At 43.9% G+C, this 15,838-nt stretch carries 13 protein-coding genes; 10 read left to right on the forward strand and 3 right to left on the reverse strand.

Translation table 11 applies throughout. The features are described 5' to 3' along the window. The first annotated feature begins 13 nt into the window (after positions 1-13). From alr to vanG, 3 genes are all read left to right on the forward strand, one after another. Entirely contained in the window at positions 14-1,168 is a 1,155-nt protein-coding gene (gene alr, locus JNUCC31_RS30255; RefSeq protein ID WP_192266997.1) for an alanine racemase, read from the forward strand. A gap of 139 nt (positions 1,169-1,307) precedes the next feature. Further along, complete coding sequence (locus JNUCC31_RS30260; protein WP_228469318.1) at positions 1,308-1,940, forward strand: D-alanyl-D-alanine carboxypeptidase family protein; 633 nt, start codon at positions 1,308-1,310, stop codon at positions 1,938-1,940. Between the two features lie 52 nt (positions 1,941-1,992). Further along, a complete protein-coding gene (vanG, locus tag JNUCC31_RS30265) occupies positions 1,993-3,045 on the forward strand; it encodes a D-alanine--D-serine ligase VanG (RefSeq protein ID WP_192266999.1) in 1,053 nt (350 codons plus the stop codon). Between the two features lie 451 nt (positions 3,046-3,496). On the opposite strand, the gene JNUCC31_RS30270 is transcribed toward vanG, so the two are convergent. Continuing rightward, positions 3,497-4,771 (reverse strand): stalk domain-containing protein, encoded by a 1,275-nt coding sequence (locus tag JNUCC31_RS30270; RefSeq protein WP_192267000.1) that lies wholly within the window; start codon positions 4,769-4,771, stop codon positions 3,497-3,499. Between the two features lie 265 nt (positions 4,772-5,036). After that, positions 5,037-5,798, reverse strand: a complete 762-nt coding sequence (locus JNUCC31_RS30275; protein WP_192267001.1) for an SDR family NAD(P)-dependent oxidoreductase — start codon at positions 5,796-5,798, stop codon at positions 5,037-5,039. Positions 5,799-5,908: 110 nt separating this feature from the next. Between JNUCC31_RS30275 and JNUCC31_RS30280 the strand changes: the two genes are divergently transcribed. Next, complete coding sequence (locus tag JNUCC31_RS30280) at positions 5,909-6,271, forward strand: MerR family transcriptional regulator (RefSeq protein WP_192267002.1); 363 nt, start codon at positions 5,909-5,911, stop codon at positions 6,269-6,271. 105 nt (positions 6,272-6,376) lie between these two features. Here the strand turns inward: JNUCC31_RS30280 and metE are convergent, their stop codons facing one another. Continuing rightward, positions 6,377-8,668, reverse strand: a complete 2,292-nt coding sequence (gene metE / locus JNUCC31_RS30285; RefSeq protein ID WP_192267003.1) for a 5-methyltetrahydropteroyltriglutamate--homocysteine S-methyltransferase — start codon at positions 8,666-8,668, stop codon at positions 6,377-6,379. 398 nt (positions 8,669-9,066) lie between these two features. On the opposite strand from metE, the gene JNUCC31_RS30290 reads away from it, so the two are divergent. The 6 genes from JNUCC31_RS30290 (at position 9,067) to JNUCC31_RS30315 (ending at position 15,681) form a co-directional block, all read left to right on the forward strand. Then, a complete protein-coding gene (locus JNUCC31_RS30290) occupies positions 9,067-9,912 on the forward strand; it encodes a helix-turn-helix transcriptional regulator (RefSeq protein ID WP_228469319.1) in 846 nt (281 codons plus the stop codon). A gap of 85 nt (positions 9,913-9,997) precedes the next feature. After that, positions 9,998-11,272: an ABC transporter substrate-binding protein gene (locus JNUCC31_RS30295; protein ID WP_192267005.1), complete on the forward strand. Its 1,275-nt coding sequence runs from the start codon at positions 9,998-10,000 to the stop codon at positions 11,270-11,272. A 52-nt stretch (positions 11,273-11,324) separates the two neighbouring features. Beyond that, positions 11,325-12,215: a carbohydrate ABC transporter permease gene (locus tag JNUCC31_RS30300; protein ID WP_192267006.1), complete on the forward strand. Its 891-nt coding sequence runs from the start codon at positions 11,325-11,327 to the stop codon at positions 12,213-12,215. A 15-nt stretch (positions 12,216-12,230) separates the two neighbouring features. Beyond that, positions 12,231-13,112, forward strand: coding sequence for a carbohydrate ABC transporter permease (locus JNUCC31_RS30305; RefSeq protein ID WP_192267007.1), 882 nt, complete (start codon positions 12,231-12,233; stop codon positions 13,110-13,112). 192 nt (positions 13,113-13,304) lie between these two features. Continuing rightward, positions 13,305-14,060, forward strand: coding sequence for a response regulator transcription factor (locus JNUCC31_RS30310; RefSeq protein ID WP_192267008.1), 756 nt, complete (start codon positions 13,305-13,307; stop codon positions 14,058-14,060). Continuing rightward, positions 14,029-15,681, forward strand: a complete 1,653-nt coding sequence (locus tag JNUCC31_RS30315) for a sensor histidine kinase (RefSeq protein WP_192267009.1) — start codon at positions 14,029-14,031, stop codon at positions 15,679-15,681. The genes JNUCC31_RS30310 and JNUCC31_RS30315 overlap by 32 nt, the downstream gene beginning before the upstream one ends. Positions 15,682-15,838 lie beyond the last annotated feature (157 nt).

Consider the following 15,838-nt stretch of genomic DNA (forward strand, 5'->3'; position numbering starts at 1 on the left):
GGAGATCCTTCGGATGTACCGAGATACTTGGGCTGAAATAGATTTAACGCAAATTCGTAAGAATGTCATACAGATCCGCAAATTTTTACCCCGTTCGACCAAATTAATGGCAGTTGTTAAAGCAAATGCATACGGGCATGGAGATATCGAGACTGCCAAAGAAGCAGTAGAGGCAGGCGCGGATTATTTAGCGTGTGCATTCATTGAAGAAGCCATCCGCATTAGAAATGCCGGCTTAGAACAACCGATTCTTATTTTGACTCCGATACGTCCCGAACTTGTACCTCTGGCTCTGGAACATGAGTTGATGCTTACCGTTACACAAGCGTCATGGTTTCATGAGATGAGAAAATACAAGCCTATTCATACCCCGCATAAGTTATCTGTGCATGTGAAAATGGATACTGGACTTGGGCGAATAGGTATACGCACGCAAGAAGAGTGGCTTGAAATGGTTCCTTGGCTCAAAGCACCAGATGTAGTAGTCGACGGGTTCTATACCCACTTCGCGACTGCAGGTGAGGCAGACAACCGTTATCTTCAGCTTCAGATTCAACGCTTCCTGGAAATGAAAGAATGGAGCAGTATGTCACGGATTCCAATCAATCATTATCACTGTGCGGGAAGTGTGGCAGCACTGCGATTCCCGGAATTGTGCATGGATATGGCTCGAATAGGAGCTGCAATCTATGGCTTTTATCCGGAAAAACTAGTACCTAACATCCAACTAAAGCCGGCATTCAGTATGCACAGTAGATTATTACAAACGAAAAAATTAAAAAAAGGCGAATATGTGGGCTACAACAATGCTTATCAAACAGACTCAGATCAATGGATCGGAACAGTGCCTATCGGCTATGCCGATGGATGGTCGCAGAGAATGCAAAATTCGGAGGTGTTGGTGGAAGGGTATCGTGCAGAAATTATAGGGAAAATCTCCATGGATCAATTGATGGTCAAGCTTCCCATGTATTTTCCAGAAGGATCAAAGGTGACCTTCATTGGCTATTCAGGTGAGCAGGAAATTCCGATTCAGGAACTGGCCCATCATATCGGTGGTGTCTCTCAAGAAATAACGAGTTCCATCACGGACAGAGTGTTACGAATTTATAAAGAAGGTGGGGAAGTTTTTCATGAAAACACGGGAAGTCGTACAAAAACATATTGAAATCAGCGTAAGTAACGAAGAATTATTTCAAGGGTACTTAGTGTTAATAAATGATCAAAACCCAATTAGAAGGCAAGTACAAATACATGAATTAAAGTCATTGGATTCCTTGCCTTCAATAAAGAAGTTAAATAAGCAGATGCTTCTGGAGAAGCAGTGTTTCAATCAATTTCATGCTCTGCTTAAAGCTTGTGGGGGGACGGATGAAATTGTCGCCGTCAGCGCATATCGAACCAAAGAAGATCAAGTCCAGATCTATCAAGATTGTTTGATAGAACAGGGTTCCGAATATACTTCCAAATACGTAGCCTTGCCTGACCATAGTGAACACCAAACGGGGTTGGCTATCGATGTGGGTAAATTGAAATCGAATATCGATTTTATTGCTCCTTCCTTTCCGGATACGGGCATTTACAAGTCCTTCAGACAACATGCCCTACAATTCGGTTTTATCCTTCGATATAAACAAGAAAAAGAATCAATCACTCGTATTGCTTATGAGCCATGGCATTTTAGATATGTAGGATATCCCCATTCCAAAATCATGGAAGAGAACAATCTATGTTTAGAGGAGTACATCGATTTTGTACAGCAATATCGGTACTCTGGAGAGCAGCTTACGATGAAAGAAAAGGACATGACAATCCAGATCTATTATGTTCCCGCGGATAAAGGGACATCTAGCCATATCCCGATCTTGAGTTGTGATTCTTATCGGATATCAGGAACGAATCGTGAAGGATTCATTGTTACGACATTCTCCAAAAATTAAGTTATAGCAATAAGGATGATTTAGACATATCACATTTTAGGAGGCTATTTCGATGCAGAAGAAGTCGATTGCGGTATTGTTTGGCGGATGTTCAGGTGAGTATAACGTATCTTTGAGCTCGGCCGCTTCAGTGATTGAAAATTTGGATACCGAAAAATACAATCTTGTGTTAATTGGAATTACACAGCAAGGTTCTTGGCTCAGATATAGTGGAACGGTTGAGGATATTCGCAATGATCGATGGCATTTGCATCCGAGTTGTATCCCATCCTTTTTCTCGCCGAGTAGAGAAGTCAGAGGACTCATTGAGCTTGTGCATACGGAGTATCATGTAACACCGATTGATGTTGTGTTTCCAGTGCTTCACGGCAAATACGGTGAGGATGGAACCTTGCAAGGATTATTGGAACTGTCGGGTATACCGTTTGTTGGATGTGGCATGTTATCCTCTGCGTTATGTATGGACAAGGAACTGGCTCATAAACTGGTGCAGGCAGCAGGCATAGATACGCCGTGTTCCCTTACATTACATAGGAGTGAACGGATGGAAGAAGTGATATCAGCAATAGAAGCACTGGGCTTCCCACTCTTTGTTAAGCCGGCTAGATCAGGATCGTCATTAGGTATATCGAAGGTGAACAACATGCAAGAGTTGATTACCGGAATAGAACACGCCTTCATACACGACAGCAAAGTAGTCATTGAGCAAAATATTAACGGTTTTGAAGTGGGTTGTGCTGTACTGGGCAATTCTGATCCCATAATCGGCATGATCGATGAGATTGAACTACAGGGGCACTTTTTTGACTTCTCGGAAAAGTACTCCTTGATCAGTTCGAAGATTCACTTGCCAGCCCGCATTGATGAGGACACTGCAATGAAGGTTAAAGAGAGCGCTCTGAATATTTATAAAACGCTTGGATGCAGAGGGTTTGCCCGAGTAGATATGTTCCTGACCACTGACGGAAGAATGGTGTTCAATGAAGTCAACACGATACCTGGTTTCACATCGAATTCACGCTATCCCAACATGCTCCAAGCTAGCGGCATGACTTATGCAAATATTCTTAACCAGCTCATCGAGCTCGCCATTGATGAGAACTGAGAGCGGTTGAAGGGAACATAAAACTGAAAAAGAAATATTTGATTGGGGCTGTCCCATAAGTCATAAAATTGGCTAGGGACCGCCCTGTTTTCAAAATTGTAAAATAAAAAGAAACCGTTCCTTGGTAAAATGGAAGTGCGACCCACCATTTGAAAGGAGACGGTTTCTTTGTACATTCCATATACCATGGAGTGGGGTATTATTGAATACCGATTTTTCACGGGGATTGGGCTCAAGTACTCGCTTATCAGAAAGATCTTGTGCTTAGTGCAACACAACGAAGCGGTGGATAATGATATAGACAGAGTAAGCATCGTTGATATTCGACGGGTCCTTTTATAGCGTCTATAGATCTCCAAATAAGAAACGAACCGAAATCTCCCACATGAAATTCAGAGATTTTGCTTCGCTTTTTTGAATTCTACACAGAGTCAGAATTATCGAAATTAATTTATTCTTTTATAACGGAGGCATGTACAGCGTCTTCCAACTGATTGTTATAAGTACGGAATATTCCAAGTCGCCAGAAGGCAGCACCTTTGAGATCGTATCTCTTGGCAAGACCCAACTTATCATCTATGGACGTCGAGGTTTCACTATTTAAGCTGATACCGAGCAAGATCTTTTGTTTGGATACGCCGGCATCTAGTGCAAGCTGGATCGCCTGATCGACAAGACTGTTCGGTTCGGGTACCTGTGATTTGGTGCCTACGGGATTATACTGATAAGCCATAATAATAATATCATCTGCTATTGAAGCGAGCGTTTTATAATCATAGCCTTTATATGCACTATTTAATGGAGGGACGGCTAGAGATAAAGCAATGTCTGTTGGCAGGGCAGCCTTCAATTGCTTGACGTAATTGTTAAGCAGCTTCTGCTGATCCACAGCATCCAGTTTATAACCCAATCCTTCAAAATCAAGAACTACGCCTCCAAAACCATTCTCTGCAATGGCAGCGGTAATGCCGTTAATGGACTTCTGCCGCATGCTGTTATCACTCAGAACCTTGGTCAACTCTCCGTTTCCATCCAAAGCATAAACCATCAGATATGGTTTAATGTTCTGATCCGCCGTTTCCGCAACAATGGATTGAGGTGTAACTTCACCAGCAGCAGCAGGGAGGCGGTACTCATCACCCTGAAGTGTAAACTGACCCTCGCGATCAATACGGCTCCAGCCAAAAGCGACGGAGTTCATGGATGCAACCAAATCCCTTTCCTTGAAGGATTGCAGCGCATAGAAGGCTCTCAAGTGCATTTCGCGCTGAGGTGATACAAGCGAAACCGTACGGGTTGACTGGTTCCAGCTCACACCAACACCGAACTGACTACTGAATGAACTAAGTGGTATGAGCACTCGACCTTCCCGCTGGACAGGCGGGGCAGCCAGTTTCACTTTTTCCCCATTGACGGTGGCTGTCGTACTTCCTACTTGAAGCAGAACTTCTGTCGTTTGTCCCTTCAATGTACCCGTCGCTTTCACCGTTTGCGTCTTGCTGTTCCATGTGATGTTGATGCCTAGAGCTTCTCCTACCGTGCGGAAAGGGACGTAGGTGACTCCTTTGTCAATCCGTGGGTCTGCATCGAATTTCAGGGGTACGTCATCCAGCATGACTGAAATGGCAGGCGCAGCATAGACATCACCGATGTTTGGTGTGGCTCCGAGCACGGATAAAGCAAGTAGGGTAGCAGCAGCAATTTTTCCAACTCGTTTAGTTAACATGCTTTGTTTTCCTCCAACTTATGAAATAGTAGTAGAATGACATTATCATGGATAGGGTTAATCTAGCATACATCAGTATAGCAAAATTTTCATAGAGTTCCAATATTTTAAGAGTTTACATGGAACCAAATCGCAGAGAATAACCAAAAAAGCCTCTCGGCTTTTCATCGAGAGACTTCGATTTCATAAGATATAAAATAGAAAGATATGGTCTGAACATCATCTGGACTAATGACTTTTTTACATCTGATGTGCGATTCTGAGATTATTTTCGGTTGCTCGTTACATACGGATAAATTGGATCTTTTAATTCAAAATCATATGTTGCTCCATTTACAATGCCTACCACTTTCTCACTGTCATATAAATCGAGCAGGAATCCAGCCATCTGTGCAGCGGTGTGGAATCTCGGAACAGTGCCGTCATATTCAAAATGGTCCACATCAAATGAACGTTTTGCAAACTCGGTCTCTGTTGCAGCAGGTGCTAATACTTTGGCCTGCAAAGGCGCTCCTTTTCCTTTCAGCTCTTGAGCTAGCCCTTCGGTAAAGGCACTTACATAGAACTTGGTTGCACAGTAGGTGACAGCATCTGCAACAATGTTGTATCCGCCGCCAGAGGAAATATTGATGATTTGTGTGCCATCCACCTCTGCATAGTCCCGTACATAAAGAGAGGAGAGAATCGTCAGCGCTTCGATGTTTAGATGAAGCATATTTTCGATTTTATTTAAGTTTTGTTCTCCGACAGAAGCAAAATTGCCAAATCCAGCGTTATTAATCCAGGTCTCGATGGAATACTCCTGAAGACCTCCGTAGAACGCATGGACTTGTTCGTTTACAGCTAAGTCAACGGATCGAATGACAACATCCAGTTCCGGGTTCATCTCAGCAACCTTGGATTTCAACTTTTCCAGTTCTTCCATTCGGCGTGCGGCCAGGATCAAGTTTTTTCCACGAGCTGCAAAAGCCAGGGCTGCTTCATATCCAATGCCAGAGCTGGCGCCAGTAATAACGGTATATTTCATATAAGTTCCTCCTCAGTATCCATGCATTTTATTTATTGTGGATGTACGCTGAATTGATTATACTGATTAGAGTTAACTCTAAGTCAAGAAGAACGCTTCGGAGGTTTAATATGCATACCATTGGTGAAACGGCTGAGATGTTGGGGATAAGTGCACATACACTGCGGTATTACGAAAAAGAACAGATTATTACTCCCGCTCGTGATGCGAGTGGAGACAGACGATACAATGACTCTCATATTCAATGGCTGCAATTCGTGATCAAATTAAAAGAAACTCAAATGCCCATCGTAACCATTAAGAAATATGCCGCATTATTTTTGGAAGGAGATCATACCACACTGGATCGGTTGTCTCTTTTGGAGGAGCACAGACTCTCGATTCAAAATCAGATTGAAACATTAAAGACTGTAGATGAGATGCTTGAACATAAAATTGAGTTTTATAAAGAATTCATCGTTAAACAAAAATAAACGGGAACACGAGTTGTAAAAGTGTTCATCATAAAAGCCGGATTACCCCATAATGTAGGGGAATCCGGCTTTTGAGTTATAGAATAAGCCTGTTAAACGTATCGCTTAAACGGTTGTTGCAACGTGCTTTTCGCGGGCAATCTTGGTTGCATCAACCATGTTGCGCAAGGAAGCGACCGTTTCTTCGAGTCCACGGGTTTTGAGACCGCAATCCGGATTAATCCAGAACAGTTTAGGGTCCAATACACGCAAGGCACGTTCGATCATGCTGGTCATTTCGTCCACACTTGGAACACGCGGGCTATGAATATCATATACCCCGAGTCCAATTCCCAGTTTGTAAGTGTTCAATTCAAAGCTATGAATCAGTTCACCGTGACTGCGGGAGGTCTCGATGGAGATGACATCCGCATCCATGGCTTCGATGGAGTCAATCATGTCATGGAATTCGCAATAGCACATATGTGTATGAATTTGCGTCGTATCTTGAACCGTGCAAGTGGAAATGCGGAATGCTTTGACCGCCCAGGCCAGATAATCGGCTTGCTCCGATTCCTTCAGTGGCAATCCTTCGCGAACCGCAGGCTCGTCGACCTGGATCATACCGATGCCTGCTTGCTCAAGTGCTTCGACTTCCTGTCTCAGCGCATACGCCAACTGATATGCGATGTGCTCGCGTGGGATGTCCTCACGTACAAACGACCAGTTCATGATCGTGATCGGGCCGGTGAGCATCCCTTTAACAGGGCGCTGTGTCTGGGACTGTGCATATTTAGTTTCTTCAACGGTCATTTCCCCAATAAATGCGACGTCTCCAAATATAATCGGTGGTTTTACGCAACGGGAACCGTATGATTGTACCCAGCCGAATTGTGTGAAGGCAAACCCTGCGAGTTTTTCGCCAAAGAACTCCACCATGTCGGTACGCTCAAACTCACCATGCACGAGAACATCCAACTCGATCTCTTCCTGAAGTTTGATCCAGATATCAATTTGCTCCCGGATAAAGGCAGCATATTGCTCATTGTTCAACTCACCCTTACGCCACAGTTGACGTGCTTTGCGCACTTCTGCTGATTGTGGGAAGCTGCCAATGGTCGTTGTAGGGAAGAGTGGTAATTTCCATTTCGCTTGTTGAGCAATATGACGTTCGGCAAAAGGACGGGAACGTTCCGGCTGTTGAACACGAAGTGAAGCTACGGCCTCTTGTACAGCAACACGGTTGCGGTCTTCAGATTGCTGGAGAGCCTGAATGGTATGATCGGACTTGTCAATTTCAGCGATGATTCCAGCATCTCTTGCAGATAATGCTTTGGTCAACAGCACAATTTCATCCAACTTTTCATCTGCAAATGCCAGAGCATTTTTCAGTTCGGGTGTGAGTTTAGTTTCACGCTTTGTCGTTACTGGAACATGAAGCAAGCTGCATGAGGATTGAACGATCAAACGTTCAGGTGTCACCAGTTCAGCCAGCTCATCCAATAGCTTCAGTTTTCCCGGTAAAGAGGCTTTCCAGATCCCGCGACCATCAATAACTCCAGCACCCAGAATCTTATCTGTCGGGAAACCGGAATTTTGAATGGACTGAATATTACCCGAAGCCCCGTGTACAAAATCGAGCCCGATGCCCTGAACCGGCAGGGCAACAATGCTGCTGTAGTTCTCGACGGATTCAAAGTAGGTTTGCAGCATAATGTTCAGACCGGGTACCGCTGTTGCAAACGTCTCATATATTTTGTTTAGCAACTGTAGGTCAGCTTCGCTTGTTTTGGTCACCAGGATCGGCTCATCAATCTGTACCCACTGAACACCTTCATTTGCAAGCTCCTGCAACACTTGAACATAAAGGGGAAGCAGGCGGTCCAGCCAAGCGTCAGTTTCGGATTTATCATATCCTTTGGACAGCTTCAGGAAGGTCAATGGTCCGACAAGAACCGGTTTTCCTTCAATACCCAGCTTTTCTTTGGCTTCACGATAAGCTATAAGGGGTTTATTCTCTGTAAGGGCAGGGGATGCACCGTCCAGTTCAGGCACGATATAGTGATAGTTGGTGTTGAACCATTTTGTCATTTCACTTGCTGCTGCATCTTTTGTTCCCCGGGCAATTCCGTAATAGACGGACAAAGGAACAGCGCCGCCGTCATATGTAAACCGTTTCGGGACAATTCCGAACATAACGGCTGTATCCAGGATATGATCGTAGTAACTGAAATCATTGACTGGAATGAGATCGATACCTTTTTCTTGCTGTTTGCGCAAATGATCTAAACGGATTTCCTGCAATCGTGCTTGAAAATCTGTTTCTTGGAGCTTGCCAGACCAAAATGCCTCCAACGCTTTCTTCCATTCCCGATCGGCACCAATTCTTGGATATCCCAATACACTGCTCTTCACCATTCGTAAAACTCCTCTACAATATGTTAAAGAAAATTTATCACAGATTCAGAGTTATAATGTAATTCCATTATATTATATCCAGCTATAGCCATAGGCTATAGCTGGCGTTGGTAAAATGTTGGGACTGATTAATTCGGGCTCTCGTTACTCATCCAGCTATGTTTTCACTGAACTGTTGTTCTTTCATCTTTTTATGGTTCAGTCTGATCACTCCTAAACTGATGAGAGGGCCAAATAATTCTATTGCAATTTTTTTTGCAGGCATCTCATTTTTTTATCCAGACTTAGAGGAGAGAACCGTTTCATGCATAATAGTAATACAAGGTAAATGTTGTTGAACTGGAAAATAAGGAAAGGATGATTGGATGGGTGTACCTACTTTTCTTGAAACAGGTCATATGACAGAAGGACTTCCGATCCGGGTGATTCATACCGGTAATCCGTTTAATTTTGCCGCCCACTGGCATGAAGAGGTGGAAATGGTTGTCGTGAATGGGAAGAATGCAAGAATAGGTGTGAATAACCATGTACATGAGCTGAACCAAGGAGATGTGCTGCTTATCAAACCAGGGGATGTTCATTGTTTCTTGCCGGGCACCAATCATTTAACTATTATTCAGTTTCGACTGGAGTTGCTGACGGGAAGTTTCACAACGGATAAGGAAACACAGCATCTGCGAGAGCTTTTCAATAAAACGGTGGTCATCCCGTCAAATATCAGTTCCGAGAGAAATATGGGGAAATATATAGATGCCCTATTGAATGAAGAGAAGGATCAACAGGCGGGATACCGCTGGCTAATGGTAGCCAGACTGTACGATCTTATTGTTCACATGCTGCGTACAAGGGCTCCGATTACAGCTGGAATGAATTCAGGATTACTCTGTACCGCTTCCAAAAAGTTTGAATTTCTGGAATCTGTCTGTGCGTATCTGGAGGAGCACTATGCTGAACCCATCAAGCTGGATCAAGTGGCAGAGCATATCAAATTCAGCAAGTTTCATGTATGCAAGCTGTTTAAAGAGATCAAGGGAATCACACTCATGGAGTATCTGAACCATTTTCGGATTATCAAATCGGAGTGGGCGTTATTGTTCCGTGAGGATTCCATATTGGATATCGCAATGGGGCATGGGTTTAACAATGTGAACTCGTACAATCGTCTTTTCAAAAAATATAATGGTTGCACACCGTCGGAATTTCGCAAGAAGCATCGCAAGAATATCACAACATATGAAGGATGATTCGCAATATTTGGTGAGAAAGCCCTCTCTAAAATCCATATACTCTAATAAATTGTAAGCGTTTCCTTTTTGAAGGAGGGGGCCTATGAAGAACTTGAAGCTGAAGTATATCTCCATCATTGCACTTGTAAGCGCATTAATCATGGTATCCGGTTGCCAGTCAGGTGAAGCGAATCGAAACAAGCAGGAGGAGATTACGGTATGGAGTTTTACGGACGAGGCACATTACGCCATTGAGAAATTCGAAGAGAAGTATCCGGACATCAAGGTGAACTTTGTCAATATCCCAGGTAATTTCTATATCACCAAGTTGAAATCCGCACTCCAGACAGCGTCGAAGGCTCCAGATGTGTTTATGATCGAGAATGGAAATATAAGAGAACTGATTGATGTACCTTATCTGGAGAATTTGTCGGCAGCACCGTATAACGCCAATGATCTGATCCCGGAGCAGTATGCTTTTGTGCAAGCGAATGAGAAGGACAGCCAAGGAAATGTCAAAGCAATTGGCTACCAGGGAACGCCCGGGGGTATTTATTACCGAAGAGATCTGGCCAAAAAATATCTAGGCACGGATGATCCGGAGAAAGTGGCGCCGCAAATCGATACATGGGAGAAGATATTCGAGATTGGAGAGAGGGTACAGCAGCAGAGTGGCAATAAAGTCCACGCCCTTGCCAACTGGAATGCGATATCCAATTCATATGATGGTATTCCATGGGTCAAAGACGGAAAGCTCGTCATTGATCCAACCTATATGCAGATCCTGGATCTGGTTCGGGAAGCCCGTGAGCGGCATGTACTTGCCGAATATGAAGATGGAAGTGCCGGATATGCTGCTTCCATGCAGAAAGGTGAGGTGATGTTCTATCCTGGCGCAACCTGGGCATTGCAATATACCTTCAAGGCAAATGCCCCCGATGCGGAAGGGTTATGGGGCCTCGCACCAGGACCATCAGCATTCAGTGCCGGCGGAACCTATATTGCAATGTATAGCAAGAGCGACAAAAAGGATCTGGCCTGGAAGTTTATTGAGTTTTATAACTTTGATCATGATTTCCTGACCAAGCTTGCGAAGGAGCAAGACTATTTTACAAGTAATATGGTGGTGAATGATGAGCTGGCAAAATCCGTAACCTCAGCCTATTTAGGCGGGCAGAAGCACTTTGAGTTTTTCTCGGAAGCAGCCAAGCAGATTCCTGTGTATGAACGAACCAAGTATGATACGGTCATTAACAATGACATTTTCAAAATAGTACTTCAGTTGTATCTCAATAAAGACATCCAGACCAAGGAAGAAGCGGTCAAGCGAATCAAACGGGATGTCAAATTGAGATTTCCGGAGCTGGAAGTGAATTAGCTTGGAAGTGAGCGAATGCCTTTTTATCATCCGATGACTGGGGGTACAGAACATGTTTGCCAAATCGATCCGCAAAGACCACTATGGCTACTATTTCATAGCTCCGTTTTTTATTCTTTTCGCCATTTTTGGACTATATCCAATCCTGTATTCGCTGTATATCAGCTTTACCAACTTTGACGGGATCACCACGCCGGACTTTGTTGGAATCGGCAATTATGTTGCCGTTCTGCAAGATCCACTGTTCTACAAAACACTGTTTAACACGCTGTTTATTTGGGGAGTTTCTGTGGTTCCACAACTTACGGTTTCACTTGTGCTCGCCTTTATTCTCAACGATAAGTTGCTTAAGGGAAGAGATATTTTCAGAGCGGTTTATTTCTTTCCCAACATCGTTACCGCTGCTTCGCTGGGTCTGCTTGTGAGTCTGATCTTCGATTGGCAATCCGGCGGATTGAATCATTTTCTGGTTCAGGTAGGACTCATTGACAACCCGATTAACTGGAAAAATGATCCCTGGTTCATGCGGCTGATTGTCTCTTCCATTTTATTTTTCCAATACTTTGGCTACTCCATGGTTATCTATCTTGCAGGTCTTCAGGGCATCGATCCGGCTCTGCAGGAAGCAGCCCAAATGGATGGCGCCAAGAAAAAGCATATTTTCATTCACATTATCGTTCCCATGTTACGGCCAATCATTTTGTTTCAGATGATCACATCTATCATTGGAGGCATTCAGATTTTTGATCAGCCGTTTACATTGACGAATGGAACAGGTGGTCCGGACCGTGCCGCCATGACCAGTATTATGTACTTGTATAATGTAGCCTTCCAGAGCACGCGCTTTGGTTACGGGGCGGCCATTGCATTCTGTCTGTTCATCATCATTATTCTGCTCTCGGTTGTATCCTTTATGATGACGAAGCGCAAAAGCCGTGCATAGGGAGGGGGAAAAGAAATGCAGACCGTAAAACCAATCGAACAACGAAACGCTGCTATACAGCAATATGCTAGTGTGAAACGTCTGACCATGGGAAAGGTCATTATTTATCTGTTTCTGATTAGCCTCGCCGTGATTTGTATCATTCCATTTTATCTCATGCTGATCTATTCCACGCACAACAATGCTACGATTGCATCGACATTCACGTTTCTGCCCGGGCCCTTTTTAGTAGATAATTATACGAACATGGCTTCCAAAATCAATATCTGGCGCGGGTTTGCAAACAGCTTTTTCATTGCAGGAACATCGACAGTGTTATCTTTATACATCGGTTCCCTCACGGGATACGGCTTCGCCAAGTTTAAATTCAAGGGTCGCACAGGATTATTCCTGTTTTTGCTAGCAACAATGATGGTACCCGGACAGCTTGCTTTGATCGGAATGTATCGTCTGTTCAGTACATTAGGGCTGCTGGACAGCTATGCAGCGATTATTTTGCCCGCAGCGGCGAATGCATTTAATGTATTCTTTATCAAACAATTCATGGAGAGCAGCATTCCTGATGAAATCATTGAATCCGCACGTGTGGATAGTGCGGGGGAGTTTCGCACCTTCAATCAGATTGTACTGCCTATTCTTGGACCGGCCATTTCGGCTCTTGGCATATTCACCTTTATCGGCTCATGGAACAATTTTCTCACACCGCTCGTCCTGTTTTTCTCTCTGGATAAATATCCGCTTCCGGTACTCGTGGCTCTGGTGCAGGGATACTACGGCATGGATTACGGACTATTGTATCTGGGCGTTGCGATTTCGATCTTGCCTATTATCATTGTTTTTGCGGTATTCTCCAAGCAAATTATAGGCAGTGTCGCTCTGGGAGCAGTTAAAGGATAAGCTTATACGAAAAAAGTCGCCACATGGCGGCTCTTTTTGTTTTGAAGGGAAAAATCGGTGAAAATCCATTTTGAAAGCCCTTTCTAAATCTGTGATATACTACGAAATAACTGCCATACGATGGATAAAAAGATATTTCTCCTCATGGTATGGCCCGTACGTTCACTCACTTTTTCTTGCAAAGGAGATGTCATGATGTTTAATGTTCTTGTTGTTGACGATGAGTGCGTTCAAAGAGAAGGCATTAAGAATTTGATCTCTCACTATGGCTTTCCCTTTCAAGTATGGGAAGCTGAGAACGGGAAGAGCGCTGAGCGAATTCTGGTTCAGAACGCGATTGATATTCTCATCACTGATGTCAAAATGCCTCTTATGGATGGACTGGAGCTAAGTAAACAAGCACGGAAGACCCAGCAGGATGTAAAGATTGTCATCTGCAGTGGTTATGATGAATTTGAATATGCCCGCAGTGCGATTCGGCTGGGTGTGGTGAATTACTTGCTTAAGCCACTGGTCAGGGAAGAGTTTCTACAGGTGATGGAGGATATCACGCAGATCCGTCCATATGGCGGGGGTCCTGCACCGGAATCCATGGAATCGAAGGTCATTCGACAGGTGAAAAATTATGTGAAGGATAACCATCAGAGAGATATATCATTGTCTGAGGCAGCTCATGATGTGTACCTATCCCCTGGATATTTGAGCATTTTATTTAAAAAAGAAACTGGTGAGAACTTCTCGAAATATTTGACCGATTACCGTTTGCGGCGTGCAAGCTATCTGTTGACTCACTCGAATATGAAAATTAATGATATTGCCGGGGCTGTTGGCATCGACAATCATTCTTATTTTGCCAAGCTGTTCCGAAACAGGTTCGGCGTCAGTCCGTTACAGTTCAGAGAGTGCGGGGTGCTTCATGATCGGATGGATCAAGAGCAAATTCAATGATATCAGGTTTCGAAACAAGCTGCTGCTGTCCCATCTTGTGATTGCGCTTATTCCGATTCTTCTGCTTGGACTGCTCTCCTTCATTCAATCCTACCGAATTCAAATGAAAGAGTTGCGGAGCGAAGCTGAAGCGAGTCTGGAACAGGTGGCCAGCATTATGGATTATAAGATTAATCGGTACAACACGCTAAGTGAGTTCATGGTACTTAATCGGGACTTATCGCAAATATTTACGAAAGACTACGGAGAAAATTATTATGATATGTACCTGGACTTCCGGGACATTTTGGAGCCATTAATCTCGAACATCCGGCTGATGGACGATGATATTGAGGGCATTACCTTTTATACATCGGGGGAGCTGTTGGGAATCCGCAATAATATTTTGCCCATCGGTGATCTTAAGAGCAAGCCCTGGTATGACGGATTTCGGGGCAGGCGCTGGATTGTGGATGGGAAGAAGCTTTATCTCGTTCAGGAACTGATCAGCAATCCGAAAGACAGCAATTTTATGGTGATCTCCATTCAGCATGATCGTATCTTTGCAGACCTGGACAATCTGTCGGAACATGTGGCCGTTCATATAGAGGACGTGAAGCAGCAGGTGATTTTCCGGAAAAACCATGAGCGAGCTGCTATGACCAGAGGAACTGAAGATGGGGAGACCAGTGATCTGAGTTTAAGTCGGTCGCTCGCCAACAATGGCTGGACGATTCACTATAATCTGCTGAATACCAATGCGTACGCAAATGCACTGGGCATTTTTCGAATTACGCTGTTTGTCATCATCCTGAGTCTAATTATTACCTTCCTGCTCATTTATGTCATCTCCAATAACTTTACGCAACGAATTATCCATATCAAGAACAAAGTCGACAAAGTGGAGCGGAACAATCTGGATGTGATGATCCGAAGTTCATCGAGGGATGAATTTGGTGAGCTGACGAATGGCATTGGCAAGATGCTAAAAAGAATTAACAGTCTGATCTCCCAGGTGTATCACGCTGAAATTGCCAAGAAGGAAAGTGAATATAACAAGTTGATCAGTCAGATTAATCCACATTTCCTGTACAATACACTTTCATTTATACGGTGGAGGGCCGAAAAGAAGGCGGATATTGAAACGAGTTATATGGTATCTGCGTTAGCCCGTTTCTATAGAACAACACTAAACCAGGGGAGGCATATAGCCACCATTGAAGCTGAGGTGCAGCATATTAAGGCCTATCTGGATTTGCAGCTCATCATGAACGATGGCCGATTTGATGTGGATTACCATATCCATGACGAGGTTTTACATACCGAAATTATTCATTTTATTTTGCAGCCGATTGTAGAGAATGCCATCAAGCATGGCTTTGTGGAGGCAAATGGGACCCATTATCACATTCACATTGCCGTTTGCCGGGTGGGAGAGGTGATTAAATTAACCGTTCGTGATAATGGTGTTGGCATGACGTCTGGGCAGACGACACGGTTGCTGACCGGGGAGAACGGCGGATGTGGTGTGCGAAACGTGAATGACCGAATCAAGCTGTATTATGGTCCGGATTACGGACTTGTTATTCATAGTGAGCCAGGCACCGGAACGGAAGTGTCGATCGTTCTTCCCGCCTCATAGGTGTATTCGGCTATATGTATAACGTAGATTTGATACTAAAGCGGTTGCTGAGGCAACCGCTTGTTTTGTTCCTTTTAGAAACGTTTAAACCAGAAAAATAAAGCAAGTTGGAGGTCATAAAAAAAGTGATACATATCCGAAAAATGTGGCATATACG

It is taken from the genome of Paenibacillus sp. JNUCC-31 (assembly GCF_014844075.1).
GTDB lineage: Bacteria > Bacillota > Bacilli > Paenibacillales > Paenibacillaceae > Paenibacillus.